Annotated in this window: 19 protein-coding genes and 1 pseudogene; 9 read left to right on the plus strand and 11 right to left on the minus strand. The window is 64.8% G+C overall.

The annotated features are described in order from the left end of the window. From VSR34_RS13475 to VSR34_RS13490, 4 genes and pseudogenes are all read right to left on the minus strand, one after another. A pseudogene (locus tag VSR34_RS13475) lies at positions 1-220 on the minus strand (urocanate hydratase); the annotation flags it as partial. A 428-nt stretch (positions 221-648) separates the two neighbouring features. After that, a complete protein-coding gene (gene hutC, locus VSR34_RS13480) occupies positions 649-1,362 on the minus strand; it encodes a histidine utilization repressor (protein WP_028214692.1) in 714 nt (237 codons plus the stop codon). Positions 1,363-1,525: 163 nt separating this feature from the next. Next, on the minus strand, positions 1,526-2,935 hold the full coding sequence (locus VSR34_RS13485) for a sensor histidine kinase (RefSeq protein WP_342962694.1): 1,410 nt from the start codon (positions 2,933-2,935) through the stop codon (positions 1,526-1,528). An 18-nt stretch (positions 2,936-2,953) separates the two neighbouring features. Further along, positions 2,954-3,631, minus strand: coding sequence for a response regulator (locus VSR34_RS13490; protein ID WP_028214690.1), 678 nt, complete (start codon positions 3,629-3,631; stop codon positions 2,954-2,956). 200 nt (positions 3,632-3,831) lie between these two features. On the opposite strand from VSR34_RS13490, the gene VSR34_RS13495 reads away from it, so the two are divergent. The 3 genes from VSR34_RS13495 to VSR34_RS13505 are packed head-to-tail and all read left to right on the plus strand — an operon-like array spanning position 3,832 to position 6,573. Continuing rightward, positions 3,832-4,851 (plus strand): ABC transporter substrate-binding protein, encoded by a 1,020-nt coding sequence (locus tag VSR34_RS13495; protein WP_028214689.1) that lies wholly within the window; start codon positions 3,832-3,834, stop codon positions 4,849-4,851. A gap of 44 nt (positions 4,852-4,895) precedes the next feature. Continuing rightward, positions 4,896-5,690: an ABC transporter ATP-binding protein gene (locus VSR34_RS13500; RefSeq protein ID WP_342962695.1), complete on the plus strand. Its 795-nt coding sequence runs from the start codon at positions 4,896-4,898 to the stop codon at positions 5,688-5,690. A gap of 19 nt (positions 5,691-5,709) precedes the next feature. After that, positions 5,710-6,573, plus strand: a complete 864-nt coding sequence (locus VSR34_RS13505) for an ABC transporter permease (RefSeq protein WP_036021030.1) — start codon at positions 5,710-5,712, stop codon at positions 6,571-6,573. Between the two features lie 118 nt (positions 6,574-6,691). Here VSR34_RS13505 and VSR34_RS13510 read toward each other — a convergent pair whose 3' ends face one another. Next, positions 6,692-7,348, minus strand: a complete 657-nt coding sequence (locus tag VSR34_RS13510) for a peroxiredoxin (protein WP_028214686.1) — start codon at positions 7,346-7,348, stop codon at positions 6,692-6,694. Between the two features lie 402 nt (positions 7,349-7,750). Between VSR34_RS13510 and VSR34_RS13515 the strand changes: the two genes are divergently transcribed. Together VSR34_RS13515 and VSR34_RS13520 are read left to right on the plus strand one after the other, a co-directional pair. Continuing rightward, positions 7,751-8,116: a hypothetical protein gene (locus VSR34_RS13515; RefSeq protein WP_028214685.1), complete on the plus strand. Its 366-nt coding sequence runs from the start codon at positions 7,751-7,753 to the stop codon at positions 8,114-8,116. A 165-nt stretch (positions 8,117-8,281) separates the two neighbouring features. Beyond that, positions 8,282-8,506, plus strand: coding sequence for a hypothetical protein (locus tag VSR34_RS13520; RefSeq protein ID WP_028231974.1), 225 nt, complete (start codon positions 8,282-8,284; stop codon positions 8,504-8,506). Between the two features lie 246 nt (positions 8,507-8,752). Here the strand turns inward: VSR34_RS13520 and VSR34_RS13525 are convergent, their stop codons facing one another. Together VSR34_RS13525 and VSR34_RS13530 are read right to left on the minus strand one after the other, a co-directional pair. After that, positions 8,753-10,075, minus strand: coding sequence for an MFS transporter (locus VSR34_RS13525; protein WP_028214683.1), 1,323 nt, complete (start codon positions 10,073-10,075; stop codon positions 8,753-8,755). A 51-nt stretch (positions 10,076-10,126) separates the two neighbouring features. Then, positions 10,127-11,302 carry a M20 aminoacylase family protein gene (locus VSR34_RS13530; protein WP_028231972.1) on the minus strand — a complete coding sequence of 392 codons (1,176 nt, stop codon included), beginning with the start codon at positions 11,300-11,302 and terminating at the stop codon, positions 10,127-10,129. Between the two features lie 116 nt (positions 11,303-11,418). Between VSR34_RS13530 and VSR34_RS13535 the strand changes: the two genes are divergently transcribed. From VSR34_RS13535 to VSR34_RS13545, 3 genes are all read left to right on the plus strand, one after another. Then, a complete protein-coding gene (locus tag VSR34_RS13535; protein ID WP_028231971.1) occupies positions 11,419-12,369 on the plus strand; it encodes a LysR substrate-binding domain-containing protein in 951 nt (316 codons plus the stop codon). 145 nt (positions 12,370-12,514) lie between these two features. After that, positions 12,515-13,650 (plus strand): IS3 family transposase gene (locus VSR34_RS13540; protein ID WP_342962696.1). Its coding sequence is split into 2 segments (ribosomal slippage): positions 12,515-12,773 and positions 12,773-13,650, totalling 1,137 coding nucleotides; the frame shifts between segments, so codons are not numbered across the junction. A gap of 707 nt (positions 13,651-14,357) precedes the next feature. Beyond that, the gene (locus VSR34_RS13545) at positions 14,358-15,413 is read left to right on the plus strand and encodes a phytoene/squalene synthase family protein (RefSeq protein WP_028214680.1); all 1,056 of its coding nucleotides are present in this window, start codon (positions 14,358-14,360) and stop codon (positions 15,411-15,413) included. A gap of 59 nt (positions 15,414-15,472) precedes the next feature. Here VSR34_RS13545 and mmsB read toward each other — a convergent pair whose 3' ends face one another. Together mmsB and VSR34_RS13555 are read right to left on the minus strand one after the other, a co-directional pair. Then, positions 15,473-16,363, minus strand: a complete 891-nt coding sequence (mmsB, locus tag VSR34_RS13550) for a 3-hydroxyisobutyrate dehydrogenase (RefSeq protein ID WP_028214679.1) — start codon at positions 16,361-16,363, stop codon at positions 15,473-15,475. 51 nt (positions 16,364-16,414) lie between these two features. Then, positions 16,415-17,941 (minus strand): CoA-acylating methylmalonate-semialdehyde dehydrogenase, encoded by a 1,527-nt coding sequence (locus tag VSR34_RS13555; protein WP_342962697.1) that lies wholly within the window; start codon positions 17,939-17,941, stop codon positions 16,415-16,417. A 324-nt stretch (positions 17,942-18,265) separates the two neighbouring features. Between VSR34_RS13555 and VSR34_RS13560 the strand changes: the two genes are divergently transcribed. Next, the gene (locus VSR34_RS13560) at positions 18,266-19,219 is read left to right on the plus strand and encodes a LysR family transcriptional regulator (RefSeq protein ID WP_342962698.1); all 954 of its coding nucleotides are present in this window, start codon (positions 18,266-18,268) and stop codon (positions 19,217-19,219) included. Positions 19,220-19,370: 151 nt separating this feature from the next. Here VSR34_RS13560 and VSR34_RS13565 read toward each other — a convergent pair whose 3' ends face one another. Next, entirely contained in the window at positions 19,371-19,763 is a 393-nt protein-coding gene (locus tag VSR34_RS13565; protein ID WP_028214676.1) for a BON domain-containing protein, read from the minus strand. 473 nt (positions 19,764-20,236) lie between these two features. After that, positions 20,237-21,118 carry a LysR substrate-binding domain-containing protein gene (locus tag VSR34_RS13570; RefSeq protein ID WP_028214675.1) on the minus strand — a complete coding sequence of 294 codons (882 nt, stop codon included), beginning with the start codon at positions 21,116-21,118 and terminating at the stop codon, positions 20,237-20,239. Positions 21,119-21,222: the final 104 nt, after the last annotated feature.

A 21,222-nucleotide genomic window follows, 5' to 3' on the forward strand; every position in this document is an offset into this window, starting at 1 on the left:
GGATCTGGTCGAAACACTCCCAGTTGCGCGCGGCGCGGCCAATGCCGCCGTAGACCACGAGCGCATGCGGATGCTCGGCGACCTCGGGGTCCAGATTGTTCTGGATCATCCGGTAGGCGGCTTCCGCGAGCCAGGTCTTGCAGACCTTCTCCGCGCCGCGCGGCGCGCGGATCGTGCGGGTTGGATCGAGGCGGGGGTCGGTGAAGTTCGGGTGGTTCATGGCGTTCGTTCGGGTCTGGATAGCAGGCTGATGGACGGCGCTCCGCCTGTGCGACGCCTTCAACGTAGAAGGCAATGAGCGCTGCAACGTGGATTAAGTCTAACGCCGTCAAGTTGTATATACAACTCGTTTCAATAAAACCAGGGTAGGTAGTTACCCTGGCGTATTTGCCAGCGTTCGACGATCCGGAACGAGGAACCGGCACGCGCGCCGCGCAGCGCCATGACTAGACAAGACCTCGGCAAACAGCACGATGCCCCACAACGCGTCCGGCGCGACGGGGCGACGCCCGCCCTACCAAAAAGGCGGGCTCTGGAGAGATAGAGGTAGGGAACGACTGCGCGCTTGCATCCGAATGGCAAACGCGCTTCAGCGGCGGGGGGACTGCGGGCGAACGAGAAGTCGGAAAAAGAGCGGCCCGTGCCGCGTCAAACCGTGCCCGCCAGATGAAAGCGCGAAGCCGGATGCCACAGGCGCACGGCCGTCGCCACGTGAGGTCCCACCCACGTGCGGCGCAGCAACAGCAGGCACGGCTCGCCGATCTCCATTTCCAGATATTGGCGCACGCGCGCGTCGGGCTTCTGTGCGTAGATGCGGAACTCGGCACGCTGGATCGGCGCGAGGCGCACCATATAGTGATTCGGCGTTTCGACCGTGAAGTCCTGAGCCAGGTAATCGGGGAACACCTCGGGATTCACGTAGCGGTCTTCGTACTGGATCGGCTCGCCTTCTTCGCTGTGCACGATGCGCGAGTGGAACACCGGCCCGGCGTCCAGCTCGAGTTCGGCGATCGCAGTCGGATCGTCGCTCGACTCGAGCGCCAGCACGCGCGCCGAATGGCGATGGCCGCGCGCCGCGATTTCGTCGGCGATATTGCGGATCTGGAGCACCGTCGATTCGTACTGGCGCGGCGCCACGTAAGTGCCCGATCCACGCACGCGGTTCAGCACGCCCTCGGCCATCAGCTCGCGCAGCGCGCGCGACACCGTCATGCGCGCAACGCCGAACTCCTTCACGAGTTCCGTTTCGGACGGCACCACGTCGCCGGGCCGCAGGTCGCCGCTTTCGATCTGCGCAAGCACGTGGCGCTTGATCTGTTCATAGGCGGGCAGAGGGGCACTGCGGACCGTCTTCTTTTGCATGGTCTCGATCTTCGAATGAACGGGAGGTCGCCGGAACAAGGGCCGCCCGGTTCGGCCCGGAGCTGCGGCGGCCCACATTGTACCGCCCCTTAAAGCGCGGCCGCGCGCGATCGGCGAGGCAGTCCGGCACGGCATCGCACCGCCGCGGGCCCCGCGTCTGCTGTTATACGGGCTCGGCGGCGAGCGCAGCCTGCCAGCGCACGAGCACCACGCGCGCGCGCACACCCCGCCCGTCCACGCCCGGACTCAGGCTCACCGCGCCGCGATGCGACTGCGCGATCTCCCGCACGATCGCAAGCCCAAGGCCGGTGCCTTCCGTCTCGGCCGCGGCGCGGAAAAAACGCTCGAACACGCGTGCGCGCGCTTCCGCGGGAATGCCGCGGCCGTCGTCGAGCACTTCGAGGGCGACCGTCTCGCCGCTCGCCTGCACCGACACCGTCACATGCCCGCCTGCGGGCGTATAGCGCAGCGCATTGTCGACGAGATTGCTGACCATCGCGCGCAACAGCTCGCGATGCCCCGCCACCACCGCCTGCCCGGGCTCGTCCGGCAACTCCGCGCCGAGATCGATGCCGCGCGTCTGCGCGAGCAGCGCGAGCGCTTCCACCACTTCGCGCGCGAGCTGCGCTACGTCGACGGGTGCGGCCGGCAACTGGGCGGGGTCGAGCGCCTCGGCCTGCGCGAGCAGCAGCAACTGGTTCGTGAGCGCGACCATCGAGCGGTTGCTCTGGTGCATGGCCGCCAGCACCTCGTCGAGCGCGGGATCCACGGCCTTTTGCTGGCGCGCGTATTGCAGTTGCGTGCCGAGCAGCGTGAGCGGCGTGCGCAACTGGTGCGCCGCATCGGCGATGAAGCGGCGCTGCGCCGCCGTCTGCGCGGAGAGGCGTGCGATGCATTGATTGATCGCATCGACAACGGGCCGCAGCTCGGTATGCAGCCCTTCCGCGCGAACCGGTTCGAGGTGCGAAGGATCGCGGTCGGCCACGTCGTTCTTGAGCTTCATGAGCGGGCGCAGCTCGAACGTGAGGCCGATGCAGGCGAGCGCCACGGCCAGCATGACCATGCCGATCTGGCGCAGCAGCTGGGGACGCCACAAGGCCTCGACCATCGCGTCGCGCGAGCGCTCGGTCTTGCCCACCGAAACGCGCACGCGCGAGATGTGGCCGTTGTCGTACATGGAGCGCACCACGCTCACCGCACGCACGGCCTGATCGCGCAGCGCCGCGTCGTACCACACGGGCGCATCGACGGCGGGCGCCGAGGCCGCATGCGGAAAGTCGGGCATGCCGGCCAGCAGCGAGCCGCCCTCCACGCGTACGTTGTAGAACACCTGGTCCTGCTGCGGCGAGGCGAAGAGTTCGAGCGCCGCGGGCGGCACGTCGGCGCGCAGCGCGCCGTCCGCCCATTGCACCGAACCCGCGATCATGCGCGCGGACGAAAGCAGCCCCCCGTCCTGCACGAGATCGGCGGTCTGGCGGGCGGCGCGATACTCGGAGGTCGCCGTGAAGCTCACGTAGAGCGCGAGCGGCACGAGCATCCACCACAGGAGCCGGATGCGCAGGCTACCGGTCATGGCGGCACGCGTTCGTCGTCATAGCGCCTCGTCCTTCCTGCGCAGCAGATAGCCGAGGCCGCGCAGCGTGACGATCACGGCCGAACTGCCTTCGAGCTTCTTGCGCAGCCGGGAGACGTAGATTTCGATGGCGTCCTCGCTGGGCTCGTCGGCGAGCGTGAAGATCGCATCGACGAGCGCGGCCTTCGAAACCGTCTGGCCGAGCCGCAGAATCAGCGTTTCGAGCACCGTGCGCTCGCGCGGCGTCACGTTCAGCGGCGCGCCCTTCAACGCGAACTGGCGCGTGTTGATGTCGAAAACGAGATCGCCGCAGCCGATTTCGTTCGCGCGCGCGGGCGTCTGCCGGCGAATCAGCACCTTGATGCGCGCCACGAGTTCGCGCACCTCGAAAGGCTTGACGAGGTAGTCATCGGCGCCCGCACCGAGCAGCTCCACCTTTTCGTCGATCGAGCCGCTTGCCGTGAGCACCATCACGGGCGTCGGGTCGCCGCGCTGGCGCAGCCGCCTCAGCACGTTCTTGCCCGAGAGCTTCGGCAGATTGAGGTCGAGCAGCACCACGTCGTAGTGATTGGACCGCAGCAGCTGGTCGGCGGCCTCGCCGTCCTGGACGGCGTCGAAGGCGAACGCCTGCGCCTCCAGCGTCCTGACGAGCCAGTGCGCCAGCGTGGGATTGTCTTCGATCAGCAGCAACTTCATGGGCGGTGCAGGCAAGGCGGCGAAGGTTTCGGGGGAATCGATTGTGCCGTTGCGGGCGGGTCGCCGCCCTGCGGGTTAACACGGACGTTTTCGTGTGGGCCTGGAAGGCTGGCAGAAGGCTTACAGTTTTTATAATCGACTTCATCCATCAGAAAGCGCCGCCCTTGACGCGCGGCGCCCCAGCAAAAGGAGACTCCACGATGCCTACCCTGCGCCAGATCGCCGCCGTATCGAGCGTCGCGTTCGCCCTTGCCGCCGGCTCCACGGCTGCCCACGCGGAAAAGATCACGATCATGGTCGGCGGCGCCACCAAGATCATCTATCTGCCCGCCAAGCTGACCGAGCAGCTCGGCTACTTCAAGGACGAAGGCCTCGACGTCGAGATCCAGTCGCAGCCGGCCGGCGTGGACGCCGAGAACGAACTGCTCGCGGGCGCGGTGCAAGGCGTGGTGGGCTTCTACGACCACACCATCGACCTGCAGAGCAAGGGCAAGGAAGTGCAAACCCTCGTGGTGTTCGGCCAGGTGCCGGGCGAGGTCGAAATGGTCTCGAACGCTGCGGCCGGCACGCTGAAGAGCATGGCCGACGTGAAGGGCAAGACGCTCGGCGTGACGGGCCTCGGCTCCTCCACGAGCTTCCTCACGCAGTACCTCGCACAGCGCGCGGGCGTGCCCGCCACTCAGTACACGCTGCTGCCGGTGGGCGCGGACAACACCTTCATCGCCGCGATCAAGCAGAACCGCATCGATGCGGGCATGACCACGGAGCCCACGGTCTCGCGCCTGCTGCAAACCGGCGACGCCAAGGTGCTCGTCGACATGCGCACGCTCGAAGGCACGCGCGCGGCGCTCGGCGGCACGTACCCCGCCTCGAGCTTCTACGTGCAGCGCGCCTGGGCGCAATCGCACAAGGACGATGCGACGAAGCTCGCGCATGCATTCTCGCGCACGCTCAACTTCATCGCCACGCATAGCGCCGACGAAATCGCCTCGAAAATGCCGAAGGACTACTACGGCAGCAACAAGGAACTCTACGTGGCCGCGCTGAAGAACTCGCTGCCGATGTTCACGAAGGACGGCCGCATGCCCGCGGACGGCCCGGATACGGTGCTCAAGGTGCTCGCGGCGTTCAATCCTTCGGTGAAGGGCAAGCACATCGACCTCGCGAAGACGTACTCGAACGACTATCTGCCGGCCGCGACGGCCACGGCGTCGAAGTAAGCGCCGAGGCAAGCAGAAGGCCCCACGTTCAGCCCACCGAAACCATGACTTCTTCTCTTTCCCAAGGCACGCCGGCCATCGAGCTGCGCAATGTGTCCTGCCGCTTCATCTCGCCCGACGGCAAGGCGACCGTCGCGCTGCGCGACTTCAGCATGTCGGTTGCGCGCGGCGAGTTCGTCGCCATCGTCGGGCCTACGGGCTGCGGCAAGTCCACCACGCTCAGCATGATCACGGGGTTGCTCAAGCCGACCACGGGCGAAGTGCGCGTGATGGGCGCGCCCGTGAACGGCATCGATCCGCGCATCGGCTTCGTGTTCCAGGCCGACGCCGTGTTCCCGTGGCGCTCGGTGCTCGACAACGTGGCGGCGGGGCCGCTCTATCGCGGGCGCTCGAAGTCGGCGGCCTACGACGAAGCCAACGAATGGATGCGCCGCGTGGGACTCGCCAATTTCGGCAAGCACTATCCGCATCAGCTTTCCGGCGGCATGAGAAAGCGCGTGGCGCTTGCGCAGACCTTCATCAACAAGCCCGAAATCCTGCTGATGGACGAGCCGTTCTCGGCGCTCGACATGCAAACGCGCACGCTGATGCAAGACGAGCTGCTGCAGCTTTGGGGCGGCACGGGGTCGGTGGTGTTCGTCACGCACGATCTCGAAGAAGCCATTGCGCTCGCTGACCGCGTGTTCGTGCTCACCGCACGGCCGGCCACGCTCAAGAAGGTCTACGAGATCGATCTGCCGCGCCCGCGCGTGACATCCGAGATCCGCTACGCGCCGCATTTCGTCGAGCTGTCGCGCCAGATCTGGCACGACCTGCGCGAAGAAGTGCAGATCGCCTAACTTCCGGAGCTGTCGAATCATGTCCACCCCGCAACAAACGCTGCCGCAAGGCCTCGATTCCGCCTCGCTCGACGCTGTCGAGCGAGCCGCGCAAAAGCGCATTCGTCAGCGCCAGGCGCTCGTCGTCGCGCTGCGCATTCTCGTGCTCGTCGTGGTGCTGGGCGGCTGGGAAATCGCCGCGCGCCTCAAATGGATCGATCCGTTCTTCTTCTCGATGCCCACCGCGATCTTCGATCAGATCGTCGACTGGTTCGTGAACGGCACCTCGCAAGGGCCGCTGCTCACGCAGGTCTGGGTCACGCTCGAAGAAACGGGCCTCGGCTTCATCATCGGCTCGGTCGCCGGCGTGTTCTGCGGCATCGTGCTCGGCCGCAACAAGCTGCTCTCCGACGTGTTCAGCCTCTATATCAAGATCGCCAACTCGATTCCGCGCGTGGTGCTCGGCTCGGTGTTCGTGATCGCGCTCGGGCTCGGCATGGCGTCGAAGGTCGCGCTCGCGGTCGTGATGGTGTTCTTCGTGGTGTTCGCCAATGCCTTCCAGGGTGTGCGCGAGGCCGACCGCTACATGATCGCCAACGCGCAGATTCTCGGCGCGTCGCGCCGCCAGGTGACGACCTCGGTCGTGATTCCCTCGGCGCTCAGCTGGATTCTCGCGAGCCTGCACGTGAGCTTCGGCTTCGCGCTGGTCGGTGCCGTGGTCGGCGAATTCCTCGGCTCGAAGCAAGGCATCGGTCTGCTGATCTCGACGGCCCAGGGCGCGTTCAACGCGAGCGGCGTGTTTGCGGCAATGATCGTGCTCGCCGTGGTCGCGCTCGCCGCCGACTATCTGCTCACCGCAGTCGAGCAGCGCCTCCTGAAATGGCGGCCCGCGCCTTCGAACTGACCGGATCAGGTTCCCCTGTCCGGGCTGCGTGAGGCGCAAGCCTCCCGGCCCGTGAGCCGCGGCGCACTGCCAACGCGCCGCGTTTTTTATTTCTGGCGCCCAGCATCGCGCCCCAACCCTACTTCGGTTGCGCGACCGTGCGCAGATACGGCTTGAGTGTCTTGAAGCCCTGTGGGTACTTTTGCTTCGCCGCGTCGTCGGAAACCGAAGTCGGGATGATTACGTCGTCGCCGGGCTTCCAGTTCACCGGCGTCGCCACCGTGTGCTTCGCGGTCAGTTGCAGCGAATCGAGCAGGCGCAGCACCTCGTCGAAGTTGCGGCCGGAACTCATCGGGTAGACGAGCATCGCCTTCACCTTCTTGTCCGGCCCGATCAGGAACACCGAGCGCACCGTGGCGTTGTCGGCGGCCGAGCGCGGGCTCGCGCCGCTCGCGTTCGGATGGATCATGTCGTAGAGCTTCGCGACGTGCAGGTCCGGGTCGCCAATCATCGGATAGTTGACGGCGCTGCCCTGCGTTTCCTCGATGTCCTTCGCCCACTTCTCGTGGTCGCTCACCGGGTCGATGCTCAAGCCGATGATCTTCGTATTGCGCTTGTCGAATTCCGGCTTGAGCTTGGCCATATAGCCGAGTTCGGTCGTGCAGACGGGCGTGAAATCTTTCGGATGCGAGAACAGGATGGCCCAGTGATCGCCGATCCATTCGTGAAAACGAATCTTGCCTTCAGTGGTCTCCGCAGTGAAATCCGGTGCATCTTCTCCAAGACGAATCGTCATCTTCAGTCTCCTGAATGCAGTGATCTTCAGTTCGCGAGAGTCTGCGTGCGTACGCGCGAAAGTGCTTCGCGCTTTTGCATTTTAGGTAGTCCGCGGCGCGCTCATGAAATTTCTTTCTGGTTTCACTTGCATTACATCTACCATACATTTAGCCCCTTTGTCGCTCAAGGCATACTTCCGCAGGCTGGAGTCGTTGCACGACGCATAGCAGCGTGCCAGTTCCTGGTGTCACTCCTGGTTTGCATACCGCCCGCCGCCAGGCGACGCTATTCACGTAACATCCGTGCGGCAGCGCCCGGGCGGGCAGGCGATTTTCCACAAGGCGTGATATCGTTTTGTCATCGGATTCGAATGCCTGCATGCACCCGTCAATCGAACTCTGTTACTTTCGCGAGCGTCGCCATGAGTGATGTACGCCACCATCTGAGTCCGCGCGACCGCGTGGAACTGCTCTGCTGGCTCACCTGCGGGAGCCTCGGAGCCTACTATCTCAACGAGTCCTGGCCCAACGCGGCCTTCCACGTTCAGGCGGCGCACAAGTGGCTCGACCGTCACGCGCGCGAAGCCGACTGGCTCGCGATCGCGCGGCTCGCCGCCATGGCGCAGGACATCGCGCAGCAGCACGCATGGTTCGTCGACGCGGTCTGGGCGCGAGACGCCGTCGAAGAAATTCTCGATACCGACGATTTGAATTACCAGGCCAAGCTCGTTCTGCAAGTGCTCAAGGACTGCGAACGAGCGCTCGCCGACCGCCGCCCGGCCGAATAAGGCCCAGTTCGATAGCAGCCTCACCGCGAGTTCACCGCGCACGCGCACGCCGTTCGTTTCTCCATCAAATGATGGATGCGCGGCCACGATCATCCGAACATACTGCCGCTTTCAGCGCCGGCCCGTCCCCCTATGCCGGCCGCTCGTCCATGCGGGAGAATGCAGATGACTCGCTACCCCACCCTCGTGCTCGCCGCCGCGCTATTCGCGTTAGTGTCAGCGAGTTCCGCCGCGCTTGCTCAAACCGGCGGCCATGGTTCGACCCTCAGCACCGGACGCTCCCTCCAGTTGCAGAAGGCTGCAAAGCCGGCTCAAAAGAGCCAGCCAACCGCGAAGGCCACGAAGCCCGCGCCGCAATCGCTGCGCTGGCTCGAAGCGGAAACGCCCTGAAGCCAACTTGCGCGCCCGCGCCGGATTCCCCGCCGCATCACTGCCGCACCGCTCCGGCTTGATGCACGCCGCCCGCGACCATACCGCCGCGGAAGGTCGGCTGCTGGACCGAAAACACGAAGGTCTATGGGCGAAAAATCCCGTTCTGACCTTCGCGTACGCCTTGGAAACGGGTGTGAGGCAAGACCTCTCGCCCTGCGACGCCCCCGCTGACGGCCCGCATAGAACGGCTGGCACTGCGGGTTCTCAATCGAGCGGGCGGCCCGCCGGCTCGCGAATCAGCGGCAGCGCGAGCATCGACACCGCCCCGCAGCCGATCAGATACCAGGCGGGCGCGAGAGGGTTGTCGAGCAGCTTGATGAGCCACGTTGCGAAGAATTGCGCAAAGCCGCCGAAGATCGACACGCCCACGCAATACACCACGGACATCCCCGTCACGCGAATCGACTGAGGGAAGAGCTCAGGCAGCATGACGATATTGGGGACCGCCGTGAACGCGACGAGCGCGCCCAGCACGGCCACGACGGCGAGCACCGTCGCGATGGTCGGCACGGCATGAATGACCATGAACGCGGGATAGATCACCGCGATGAGCATCACGCGCGAGACACCCATCACCCACTTGCGGCCCACGCGGTCGGACAGCATGCCGGCAAACGGCGAGCATACGGCCGTGACGAGCGCCGCGACCAGCGCCGCGCTCATGCCGACCGACATCGGCAGGCCGAGGATCTTGATCGCATACGTCGACATATAAAACAGCACGATATAGTTGGCCGCCGTGCCGCCGATCGTCGTGACGACGCCGGCCACGAGCGCCGTGCGATGGCGCCCGAAAATCTCGCGCAGCGGGCGCGCCATATCGGCCACGGGCCGGGTGTCTTCCGCGTCGACAGGGTGCGCGAGCGTTTCGTCGAGATGGCGGCGAATGTACACGCCCACCGGCACGACCAGCATGCCGATCACGAACGGCACACGCCAGCCCCAGCTTTCGAGCGCGGCCTGCGAGAGCGTGGTGGAGAGCGCCACGCCGATGAGCGAGCCGAGCACCATGTTGAGCCCCTGGCTCACGAACTGCCAGCTGCCGTAGAAACCGCGCGAGCGGTCGTCGGCGTATTCGAGCAGGAGCGACGTGGAGGCGCCCACTTCGCCGCCCAGCGCGAAGCCTTGCACGAGACGCGCGAACAGGATCAGCGCAGGCGCCGCGAGTCCGATCTGCTGATAGGTGGGCGCGAACGCAATGAGCGCGGAGCCGAGCGCCATGAGCCACAGCGTGAGCGTCATGGCGGCCTTGCGGCCCACGCGGTCGGCGAACGCACCGATCACGATGCCGCCGATGGGCCGCGCGACAAAGCCCACGCCGAAGCTGCCCACGGCCAGCATCAACTGGTTCAGCGAGCCATGCACCGGAAAGTAAAGCGAGCCGATGATGGAGGCAAAGAAGCTGTAGACCGTGAAGTCGAAGAACTCGAGCCCATTGCCGAGCGTGATCGCGAAAATGGCCTTTGCTCGCGAGCCGCGCGTGGCCGCCGGTGCGGCCGCTGGCGCCTGAAGCGGGGTGGCGTTCATCGTGGGTGCTCCTCCTGTGTCTCGTGTCTTGAGTGTCCGCGGCGGCCGGCTTCAGCCGCGCAGGAAGCGCTCGGCGAGCCGCACCCAGTATGTGGCGCCCGTGGCGAGACAGTCGTCGTTGAAGTCGTAGCCGGGGTTGTGCACCATGCAGCCGCCTTCCCCATCGCCGTTGCCGATGACGAGGTAGCTGCCCGGGCGGCGCTCGAGCAGGAACGAGAAGTCCTCGCTGCCCGTGAGCGGCTCCATGTCGTGAATCAGCCCTTCCTCGCCGAGCCAGTCGCGCGCGACATCTTGCGCGAACGCGGTCATTGCCTCGTCGTTCACGAGCACCGGATAGCGGCGCTGGTAGTCGATGCGCGCCGTCGCGCCATAGGCGCTCGCCTGCGCGTGGACGAGCGCGGTGATGCGCGCCTGCAGCAAATCGCGCACTTCAGGGCGCAGTGCGCGCACCGAAAGCCGCATTTGCGCGGTTTGCGGAATCACGTTAGGGGCGTCGCCCGAGTGAATCGCGCCCACGGTCACGATCGCCATGTCGAGCGGCGGCACGTTACGCGACACGATCGTCTGCAGCGCGAGCACGACGTTGGCGCACACCACCACCGGGTCGATCGCCTTATGCGGCATCGCGCCATGACCGCCGCGCCCGTCGATGTCGATGATCACCGTGTCCGACGAAGCCATGAACGGCCCTGCGCGGAAGCCGAGCTTGCCGGTGGGGAAACCGGGCATGTTGTGCATGGCGAACACGGCGTCGCAGGGAAATCGCTCGAACAGGCCCTCGTCGAGCATGCGCTTCGCACCGCCCAGTCCTTCTTCGGCGGGCTGGAAAATGAGGTGCAGCGTGCCATTGAAATTGCGCGATTGCGCGAGATGCTTGGCCGCCGCGAGCAGCATGGCGGTGTGTCCGTCGTGGCCGCACGCGTGCATCGTGCCGGGAATGCGGCTCGCGTACTCGAGGCCGGTGTTCTCGTGAATAGGCAGCGCGTCCATGTCGGCGCGCAGGCCGAGGCGCTGCTTGCCGTCGCCCACCTTGAGCGTGCCCACGACGCCCGTGCCGCCGAGACCGCGGTGCACCTCGTAGCCCCACCCGGTGAGGCGCTGTGCGACGAGGTCGCTCGTGACGAACTCTTCGAAGCCCAGTTCCGGATGCGCGTGGATCTCGTGGCGCAGCGCGATCATCTCCTCTTCGATCGCGGCGATCGCAGCCGGGATAGCCATCGTGTTCATACGAATTCCCTCAACGGACAGTGTGAATTCGCTCGAGAATAATGACGTCGCAATTGCACCGACAGCCCTAAAATGGTTGCCCCGCCAACCGGAAGTGCGCACTCGGGTAATCCCTTATGAAGTTCCACCAGTTCCGCGCGCTCGTCGCCATGGCCGACACCGGCAGCATTCGGGCCGCCGCGCGACAGCTCGGCATCTCGCCGGCGGCCGCGACGAAAGCGGTGCGCGAACTCGAAGCCGAGCAGCAAATCGCGCTCGTCACGCGTAACGCCAACGGCATCGCCTTCACGGAAGCCGGTCAGGCGCTGCTCGTGCATGCGCGGCTCGTCGTGCACCAGATGTCGCGCGCCCAGGACGAACTCGACGCGCGGCGCGGGCGCGGCGGCGGCAAACTCGCGATCGGCGTGACGCCGTGGCTCGCGCTGTCGTTCCTGCCCGACGCCGTCACGCTGTTCCGCGAGCGCATGCCCGGCATGCAGCTGGAGTTCTACGAAGGACTGCTCAATATCGTGATGCCGCGGCTGCGCGACGGCTCGCTGGACTTCTCGCTAGGCAAGCCAGGCCCTGCCTCGTTGCATGCTGAATTCACGCAAACGCCGATCTTCGCTACGGAGTCGGCCGTGGTCGTGCGCAAGGGTCATCCGCGCTCCCAGGCGCATACGCTCAAGGAGCTTCAGGACTGCGAATGGTTGCTCAACTGGGATCCGGCAAGCAAGGAGATGATCGCCGACGATGTGTTCCGCCGCCACGGCCTGCCGCTGCCGCAGAACGTGCATCTCGCGCATTCGTTCGTGGTGGCGATGGGACTCATCATGAATACGGACATGGTGAGCATCTTCCCCTGGCCGCTCGTGGAAACGCGCATCGCGCGCGAAAACCTGCGCGCCCTCGCGCTTCAGGAAGAAGTGGACCGTACGGTGGTGAGTGTGGTCGCACGGCGCGGCGTGCCGCTCTCCGCCGCGGCCGACTGCTTTCTGGAATGCCTCAAGGAGGCGATTCACGCGGGTGAGGGTTCGGCGAATCCCGAGCGCAGGCGGCTGTATCACACGCTTGAATTGCTGATCTGATTGTTTTTGTCGGTGTTTTTGATGCTTTGGCCTTTTCTTGTTTTCACGTCGGTATGCGAGCGTTGCCCCTGTGCGGGGCGGCACTGTAGTGGTCCAATGACTCTGGACACCTCTAAAGGGGATAATTGCCCAACTGAGGTGAGTGATGAGCAGACGGAACCTGACAGACGAATTCAAGGCTGAAGCGGTGCAACTGGTGGTTGCGCAGGGCTATTCATTTTCGAAGGCCTGCGAGGCGCTGGGCGTGGGCGATACCGCGCTGCGACGCTGGGTGGCGCAGTGGCGCGCCCAGCAGGCCGAACCGCCACGCAGCGAGGCGCAGGTCCAGAACGACCAGCGACGCATCCGTGAGCTGGAAGCCCGCGTCATGGAACTTGAGCGGGAGCGCGAGATACTAAAAAAGTCTACGGCCTTCTTCGTCAAGGAAATGGATCGCTCCTCGAAGTGATCCGCTCGCTGAAGAAGGCCTGGCCGGTGAGTTTGATGTGCCGGTTGCTGAAGGTGCCGCGAAGCAGCTATTACGCCTTTGCTGGCCGGCGCCGCAAGCCGGCGACATCGCCCGTGCTGCTTGGGGCCGTACGCCAGATTCACCATGAAAGCCGGTGCAGTTACGGCAGTCGCAGGATGGCGCAGGCCTTGCAGCAGCAGGGGCACGCGATCGGACGTTACCGGGCTCGAACGCTCATGCGTGAGGCGAAACTGGCGGTCGCGCGGCGGCGAACGCATCGGTACCGCAAGGCGGAAGGTGAGGCACTGGTGGCACCCAACCTGCTTGAGCGCCGCTTCGACCCGGGTGCCATCAACCGCGTTTGGGCAGGCGACATAACGTACGTCAGAACGCGTCAGGGCTGGTCCCATCTGGCCATCGTGATGGACCTGCATTCGCGTCGTATCGTGGGCTGGGCGTTTGCGTTGCAGGCAGACACCGAACTGGTGATCCAGGCGCTACACCAGGCGCGCCGCAGCCGGCGCCCGGCAGCGGGGCTGATGTTCCATTCCGATCAGGGCTGCCAGTACACGAGCGAGCGCTTTGTGAGCGACTTGAAGGCAAACGGGATCGTTCAGAGCATGAGCAGAAAGGGAAGTTGTTGGGACAACGCGGTGGTCGAGCGCTTCTTCCGGAGCCTGAAGAGCGAATGGATTGGCGAGCAGGAGTACGGTAGTCACGAACAGGCCCAACGTGATATCACGGGCTACATCGCTGACTTCTACAACTACCGTCGCATCCATTCGGCAGCGAACAATCTGCCGCCGGTGCGATACGAAAATTCGAATTATTGAAGAGCCCCCTTGTTGGTGTCCAAAGAGGCTTGACCACTACACACCTACTTTTCTTTGCCGCGGCAAAGAAAAGTAGGCAAAAGAAAGCCGCTCACACCGCCAATGCCTGCCACCATTCACCTCTCGTCGTAAATGGTGAATGGCTCCGGAGCGTCTGTCACCTCGCACCTTCAAAGCCAGTGACAAGGCGCTCATTCATCCCGCTGCTCGCTACGCGCGCTGCGGAACGGTCTGCATGGGAAACCGGATGGGACGAATCAGCGTTCGCGAGAACACATGTGCCCCACCGGTGTTTGGTTATGCCATTCGGGGCGCGGAGCGCCGCCGGAAGGATGAGCGCCTTGTCACTCCGTTCGTGGGCGAGTGGTGACAGACGCTCCGGAGCCATTCACCATTAATGGCGCGAGGTGAATGGTGGCTGGCGCTGGCGGTTTAAGCGGCTTTCTTTGCCTACTTTCTTTGCCGCGGCAAAGAAAAGTAGGTGCCGCCCCGCACAGGGGCAACGCTAATATACCGCCGCGAAAACAAGGAGCACGCATGCGCCGCTTCCTTTACCGCAGCAAAGCCAGGTAGGTACCGCCCCGCACAGCGGCAACGCTGGCAGTCCGCCGCGAAAACAAGGAAAGGCAAAAGCAAGCCCTTCCCATACCCTCCTCCACGCTACAATGCGGCTGCGTCCGATCCGTCTCTCGCTGCCTCTACCCCACATGCAGAATTCTATCCGGGGCTTCCTGCTAGGCCCGTTGCTCAAAGGTGTTTCCCGTTCGTTCTACCTCACGATGCGCGTGCTGCCAACCGGCATGCGCGATCCTGTCGGCGAGGCTTACCTGCTCGCGCGAGCGGCCGACACCATCGCCGACACCGCGCTGATTCCGCCCGAACGGCGGCTCGCCTTGCTGCTCGCGTTACGTGAACGCGTGAACGGTGCCGACAAGGACGACAATCTGCTCGCGCGTCTGGCGGGCGAGGTCGCGGGCCAGCAAACGCAGTCGGACGAGAAACTGCTGCTCGAATCGCTGGGCGGCGCGCTGCAAGTGCTCGAGCAGCTCGACGAGCCCGATCGCAAGGCCGTGCGCGAGATCGTCACGACGCTCACCGAAGGCATGGAATTCGATTTGCGCACGTTCCCCGACGAGCGTTCGGGCCAGGTGGCGGCGCTCAATACGTGGGACGAGCTCGACCGCTACACGTACCTGGTCGCGGGCTGCGTGGGCGAGTTCTGGACGAAGATGACGTACATGCATTTGCCGGGCGCGCTCGCGCCCTCGCTCGAAGAGACCATGTGCGCGCGCGGCGTCCGCTTCGGCAAGGCCTTGCAGATGGTCAACGTGCTGCGCGACTGCGGCAAGGATCTGCGCATCGGCCGCTGCTATCTGCCCGCGACGATGCTTGCCCAGGCCGGGCTGAGCGCGCAGGATCTCCTGCAGCCTGGCGCATCGGCGCGCGCGCGCCCGATCATGCTCGAACTCGTGCGTATCGCGCTCGATCACTTCCGCGCGGCCATCGACTATACGCTCGCGCTGCCGCGCCTTTCGGTGCGCCTGCGGCTCGCATGCCTGTGGCCGATCCTCATCGGGCTCGAAACGCTCGAACGCCTCGTCGAAAACGACGACTGGCTCGATCCCGCGAAGACCTCCAAAATCACGCGCCACGATGTCTATCGCATCCTGGCCTGCTCCCTCTTCCTCGCGCCGTCGAATGCGCAGCTCGGCAAGTGGTTCAAGCGGCTTTTCGCGCGCATCGAGGCCCGTATCAAGCACTGAAGCCAGGCACAAAAAAAAGCGCGCTTCACAGCGCGCCTTTGCGGGATGCGCGGCCGCGCTCAACCTTGCTGCGCACGATACAGCTTGATGATCGCCGAAAAATCGAGCTTGCCGTCGCCGCGGCTGCTCATGGCCTGATAGAGCTGCTGCGCGAGCGCGCCCATATATGCGGGCTGATGCGCGGCTTTCGCGGCGTCGGTGGCTAGGCCTAGATCCTTGAGCATGAGGTCGGTGCCGAAGCCGCCCGTGTAGCCGCGCGACGAAGGCGCGGTCTCGATCACGCCCGGGTACGGGTTGTAGGTATCCGAGCTCCAGCAGCGGCCCGTGGATGTGTTCATGATCCCGCCCAGCACTTTCGGGTCGATGCCCAGCGCCTCGCCCAGCGCCATCGCCTCGGCCACGCCGGCCATCGTGACGCCGAGCACGAGGTTGTTGCAGATCTTCGCCACCTGCCCCGTGCCCGTCTCGCCGCAGTGGACGATGTTCTTGCCCATGCCCGAGAGCACCGGCTTCACGCTCTCGTAGAGCGCCGCGCTGCCGCCCACCATGAAGGTGAGCGTGCCCGCCGCCGCGCCGCCCGTGCCGCCCGAGACCGGCGCGTCGACGAACGCGTTGCCCTGCGCCGCGGCGAGCTTCGCGAACTCCTTCACGCTCGCCGGATCGATCGTGCTCGAATCGATGATCGTCACGCCCTTCGCGATGCCCGCAAGCACGCCGTCCTCCGCGGTGAGCACGCTGCGCACGTGCGCCGCCGCGGGCAGCATCGTAATGACGCACTCCGCGCCGCCTGCCGCCGCCTTCGCCGATGCCGCCTTCTGCGCGCCCGCGTCGGCGAGCGTCTGCATGGCGCTCGCGCTCAGGTCGAACACCGCCACCGTATGGCCCGCCTTGAGCAGGTTGAGCGCCATCGGCGCGCCCATGTGGCCCAGCCCGACAAATCCGATTTTCATGAGCCTGTCTCCGTTATTGTTCAGCATCCCTTATCGCTTACGGACGGCGCATCAGCGCAGGCTGATCGTCGTGTTCACGCCGTCGCTCACGGTCGCGTCGTCGAACCAGCGCGCGGTGACCGTCTTCGTCTGCGTGTAGAACTGCACGACCTGCTTGCCGTACGGGCCGAGATCGCCGAGCTTCGAGCCGCGCGAGCCCGTGAAGCTGAAATACGGCACCGGCACCGGAATCGGAATGTTGATGCCGACCTGCCCGATGTCGATCTCGCTCTGGAACTTGCGCGCCGCCGCGCCGCTTTGCGTGAAGAGGCCCACGCCGTTGCCGAACGGATTCGCGTTGACGATGGCGATGGCTTCGTCGAGCGTGTTCGCCGTGAGCACCACGAGCACCGGCCCGAAGATCTCGTTCGTGTAGATGTCCATATCGGTTTTCACGTTCGTGAACACCGTGGGACCGACGAAGTTGCCGTTCTCGTAGCCCGGCACCTTCACGTCGCGCCCGTCGAGCGAGAGCGTCGCGCCCTGCTTCACACCCGACTCGATCAGGCCGAGAATGCGGGCCTTCGCCGTGCGCGAGACGACCGGACCGACATCGGTCTTCGGCTCGTGGCCCGCGTTGACCTTGAGCGTCTTCGCCTTTTCCACCAGCTCGCCCACCCACTCCTGCGCCGCGCCCACGAACACGGCCACCGAGGTCGCCATGCAGCGCTGGCCCGCCGCGCCGAACGCCGCGCCCACGAGCGCGTTGAGCGCCTGCTCGCGATTCGCGTCGGGCAGCACGACCGCGTGATTCTTCGCGCCCATCATCGACTGCACGCGCTTGCCGTGCTCGCTGCCGAGGCGATAGACGTGCGTGCCGACGGCCGTCGAACCGACGAACGAAATCGCCTTCACGAGATCGTGCGTGCAGATCGCGTCGACGACTTCCTTGCCGCCATGCACGACGTTGAGCACGCCCTTCGGAATGCCGGCTTCGAGCGCGAGCTCGACGAGCTGCATCGTCGAGAGCGGGTCCTGCTCCGAAGGTTTGAGCACGAACGTATTGCCGCAGACGATCGCCATCGGGAACATCCACAGCGGGATCATCGCAGGGAAGTTGAACGGCGTGATGCCGGCGCACACGCCTAGCGGCTGCTGCAGCGTATAGGTGTCCACGCCGCCCGCGACGTTCTCGGCGAAGCCGCCTTGCTGCAATGTGCCGATCGAGCAGGCGTGCTCGACCACTTCGAGGCCGCGGAAGATGTCGCCCTCGGCGTCGGGCAGCGTCTTGCCCTGCTCGGCGGTGAGCGTCTGCGCGATGCGCGGCATGTTCTCGCGTATCAACGCCTGGAGCTTGAGCATGATGCGCATACGGGTGCCGAGCGGCGTGTTCTTCCACGTGGCGAATGCGGCGTGCGCCGCCTTCACGGCCCGGTCCACTTCCTCGACGGTCGCGAATGGCACGCGCGCCAGCACTTCCTGCGTAGCGGGATTGACGATGTCGCGCCACTCCGTCGTTTTCGACTCGACGAACTCGCCGTCGATCAGCAGCTTGACGGTCGAAACGTGCGCGTTGGATGCCTGAGTCACTGCGTTCATCTTGAACTCTCCCTGAAGGATTCGATCGGGCCGGCCTGGGCCGGATATAGCGAAATGGGTGGAAAGCGCGGCGTCTTCAATCGCCTCGCGAGCGCGGCATGCGAGCGGCTGCCGTCACGCTGGGCATGCGGGGGATGGAGTCGGGCGACATATGGAAAGGCGTGCCGGGAACGGGCGCGGCCGCAGCGTGCAGGGGAATCGACTGCGTTTGCATCGGTTGTCTCCATCCTTGTTCGTAGTGGCGCTATGTACAGATGTGGCGCTCTTTAAGCGAGTATAGTTATTCGAATATCCACGGCATATAGATGAAAAAGCCCATCCGACATGCAAAAACACACAACGGGCAAAATGGAGACACTGAACTGGGACGATTTGCGCTATTTCCTCGAAGTCGCGCGAACGCAGCGAGCGAGCGGCGCCGCAAAGCGCCTGGGCGTGGACCACACCACGGTCGCGCGCCGTGTACGAGAGCTGGAGGCGGCGCTAGCCACGGTCCTGTTCGACAAGTCGCGCTCGGGCGGCTTCGTGCTGACGGCAGAAGGCCAGCGCCTGCTCGCCTACGCCGACGCCGTGGAAACCACCGTGCAGTCGGCCAGCGAGCAGTTCGCGATCGGCGCGCAGTCGCTTTCGGGCCATGTGCGCGTGGGTTCGACGGAGGGCTTCGGCTGCTTCTTTCTTGCGCCACAGCTGGCGCGCTTCACAGGCCAGCATCCCGACATGTCGATCGACCTGCTGCCAGTGCCGCATTTCGTGAGTCTTTCGAAGCGCGAAGCCGACCTCGCGATCATGCTGGAGCGCCCCGAGCGCGGGCAGTACGTGTACACGAAACTATGCGATTACCGGTTGCGCCTGTACGGCACGCCGGCGTACCTGGCGCGCCACCCCCGCATCCGCACGCACGCCGATTTGCGCAATCACGCCTTCATCAGCTACGTCGCCGATCTCGCGTTCAGCCACGAGTTGCTCTACCTCGAACGCACAGCGCCGAATGTGACCGCGAATCTTTGCAGCACCAGCGTGATCGCGCAGTACCACGCTGCGTTGCAGGGCAGCGCGCTCGCGATCCTGCCGTGCTTCATGGCCGAGCCGGACCCGCGCCTCGTGCCGATCCTGCCCGACGAAATCGCCGTGACGCGACGCTTCTGGCTATGCAGCCGCGAAGACCTGCGCAAACTGCGGCGCATCACGTGGCTCTGGGATTACCTGCGCGCGGCCGCCGATGCCAATCGGCCGTTGCTGATGGGGGAATCTCCGGAAATGCATTACGTCGAGCCCTGAAATCCGGCTGCACCGCACACGGGATGCAATAAAAAACCGCACATGCAGTCCACGAACTGGACTGCATGTGCGGCCTTCAGCAAAACCCGGAGACACCCGCTCCGGCCTCACCCGCGCCTCGAAAAGCGAGGGGTGCGCCGGCTAGCGATGCTCAGGTCCCAACCGGGCGGATCGTCAGCGCGTTGTGCACCGACGTCACGCCATCGACGCCCTTGGCGACACTGCCGGCGCGCTCGATCTGCGACTGCTCGGGCACGGTGCCTTGCAGGGTGACGGCGCCGTCCTTCGCGCGCACGGTGATGTTCGAAACGCTGAGGTTGTTGGTACGGGCGAGGGCCGAACGGACCTTGCGGCTCAGCGCGCGGTTGGCTGCGCGGGCCTGCTTCAACGCTGCCTTCGACTGGTTGACGTTGTGCTGGGCGGTGGCCGTCGGACCGCTTGCGGCGGCGGCAGCCGGGGCCGAAGCGTCCTGTGCATAGACCTGGAACGAAGCCGCCACCAGAGCGGTGGCTGCGGCAAGCTTGAACACCTGAATAGCCTTCATGCAGTTTCTCCTGTTGTCACAGTTTTATTTCTGGCCCACGAACGGGCCCGTTCACTTCACTACACCAATGACACAAAACATTCGCGCGCAAACCCGCGATGGGGAGTAACAATACCGCAACTATTTCATTCTTGACACGAAGCACGCCCAAACTGTGATTCCACGCCACACTTCTCACGGCATTCCGCAGACGAAAAGGTGGATTGCCCAAATAGTGAATCCTTCATGCACCGATGGATTCGATGACTTCACGAATTGCCCCATCCATTCCGCTGTTAAACGTCTTTGTGCAATTCGTTCGAGCATGATCGGCACGGTCATGCGATATGAATCAGCCGGGCAATGACATGCGTTTCGTTATTGAGCTCCCGTTATTCGAACAGCAACGCACATCACGCAAGCAGCGTTGACAATATGCGGGCAGCGGTTAACCCGAATAGCGAATCCGCAACAAATAAGGGCGGCGGCCCGCATCAATTGGCCAATTGCGCCTTTACCCATCGATAGAACTGCTGGATCGCCGCTTCGCGCGGATGTCCCTCGCGCCATGTGAAGTAATAGTCGAGCGAGGCCGGAATGCGGACCTGCCCCAACTGCACCAGTTCGCCACGTTCGATGAAGCCGCGCGCCAGTTGCAGCCGGGCCGTAGCCGCACCCTGCCCGGCCACCGTTGCCTGCAGCAGCAGGCCTGCGTCGTCGAACACCGGCCCGCGCTCGGGTTCCTCTCCGGCCACGCCCGCGGCTTCGAAAAAGTCGCGCCATGAGCGGCGGGAAAAGCGCAGCAGCGGCATGCTTGCAAGATCTTCGATGCGAAAGCCGGGATGCCGCGCGAGCAACGCCGGGCTGCAAACCGCCACCACCTGGTCGTCGAGCAGCTTGCGGATCTGGAAACCAGGCTCGTCCACCCGGCGATGCCAGATGCCGATGTCGAACGGATAGGGGTCGGGCGGCGTGACGTCGGCATGCATGCGCAGCGAAAGGTCGACCATCGGATGACGGTCGTAAAAGTCGCCCAGGCGCGGAATCAGCCAGACGGAAGCGAAATCGGACATCACGCTCAGTTCGAGCCGCGTCACGCCGCTCAAGCCGGGCCGCGTAGCGTCGAGCGCATCGCGCAGGTCGTCGAGGCTGCGGCGCACGCGCTCGGCCAGCTGCGCGCCCGCGGCGGTGGGAATCATGCGGCTGCCCGCGCGGCGAAAGAGCTCGACGCCCAGCTCCGTTTCGAGGGCGCGCAGGTGATGGCTCACGGCGCTGTGCGTCAAATGCAGTTCTTCCGCGGCGCGGCTGAAGCTGCGCCGCCGCGCGGCGGCTTCGAGCGCGCGTAGCGCCTGCAGAGGAGGGAGAGGTCGGGCCATGACGTGAAATTTTACTCACAATGCCGTCCGAAATCTCTCGCTGGCCCCGCACACGGCAATCGCCAATAATCGACAGCCAGGTATTCAGACGGCTTTCTGGCTCT

It is taken from the genome of Paraburkholderia sp. JHI2823 (assembly GCF_038900695.1).
Lineage (GTDB): Bacteria > Pseudomonadota > Gammaproteobacteria > Burkholderiales > Burkholderiaceae > Paraburkholderia > Paraburkholderia mimosarum.

What these genes read in the sequence shown, in the direction of transcription:
- hutC (WP_028214692.1), bottom strand. Translation starts at nt 1,362, where the DNA reads ATGCAAAAGAAGACGGTCCGCAGTGCCCCTCTGCCCGCCTATGAACAG.
- VSR34_RS13485 (WP_342962694.1), bottom strand. Translation starts at nt 2,935, where the DNA reads ATGACCGGTAGCCTGCGCATCCGGCTCCTGTGGTGGATGCTCGTGCCG.
- VSR34_RS13490 (WP_028214690.1), bottom strand. Translation starts at nt 3,631, where the DNA reads ATGAAGTTGCTGCTGATCGAAGACAATCCCACGCTGGCGCACTGGCTC.
- VSR34_RS13495 (WP_028214689.1), top strand. Translation starts at nt 3,832, where the DNA reads ATGCCTACCCTGCGCCAGATCGCCGCCGTATCGAGCGTCGCGTTCGCC.
- VSR34_RS13500 (WP_342962695.1), top strand. Translation starts at nt 4,896, where the DNA reads ATGACTTCTTCTCTTTCCCAAGGCACGCCGGCCATCGAGCTGCGCAAT.
- VSR34_RS13505 (WP_036021030.1), top strand. Translation starts at nt 5,710, where the DNA reads ATGTCCACCCCGCAACAAACGCTGCCGCAAGGCCTCGATTCCGCCTCG.
- VSR34_RS13510 (WP_028214686.1), bottom strand. Translation starts at nt 7,348, where the DNA reads ATGACGATTCGTCTTGGAGAAGATGCACCGGATTTCACTGCGGAGACC.
- VSR34_RS13515 (WP_028214685.1), top strand. Translation starts at nt 7,751, where the DNA reads ATGAGTGATGTACGCCACCATCTGAGTCCGCGCGACCGCGTGGAACTG.
- VSR34_RS13520 (WP_028231974.1), top strand. Translation starts at nt 8,282, where the DNA reads ATGACTCGCTACCCCACCCTCGTGCTCGCCGCCGCGCTATTCGCGTTA.
- VSR34_RS13525 (WP_028214683.1), bottom strand. Translation starts at nt 10,075, where the DNA reads ATGAACGCCACCCCGCTTCAGGCGCCAGCGGCCGCACCGGCGGCCACG.
- VSR34_RS13530 (WP_028231972.1), bottom strand. Translation starts at nt 11,302, where the DNA reads ATGAACACGATGGCTATCCCGGCTGCGATCGCCGCGATCGAAGAGGAG.
- VSR34_RS13535 (WP_028231971.1), top strand. Translation starts at nt 11,419, where the DNA reads ATGAAGTTCCACCAGTTCCGCGCGCTCGTCGCCATGGCCGACACCGGC.
- VSR34_RS13545 (WP_028214680.1), top strand. Translation starts at nt 14,358, where the DNA reads ATGCAGAATTCTATCCGGGGCTTCCTGCTAGGCCCGTTGCTCAAAGGT.
- mmsB (WP_028214679.1), bottom strand. Translation starts at nt 16,363, where the DNA reads ATGAAAATCGGATTTGTCGGGCTGGGCCACATGGGCGCGCCGATGGCG.
- VSR34_RS13555 (WP_342962697.1), bottom strand. Translation starts at nt 17,941, where the DNA reads ATGAACGCAGTGACTCAGGCATCCAACGCGCACGTTTCGACCGTCAAG.
- VSR34_RS13560 (WP_342962698.1), top strand. Translation starts at nt 18,266, where the DNA reads ATGCAAAAACACACAACGGGCAAAATGGAGACACTGAACTGGGACGAT.
- VSR34_RS13565 (WP_028214676.1), bottom strand. Translation starts at nt 19,763, where the DNA reads ATGAAGGCTATTCAGGTGTTCAAGCTTGCCGCAGCCACCGCTCTGGTG.
- VSR34_RS13570 (WP_028214675.1), bottom strand. Translation starts at nt 21,118, where the DNA reads ATGGCCCGACCTCTCCCTCCTCTGCAGGCGCTACGCGCGCTCGAAGCC.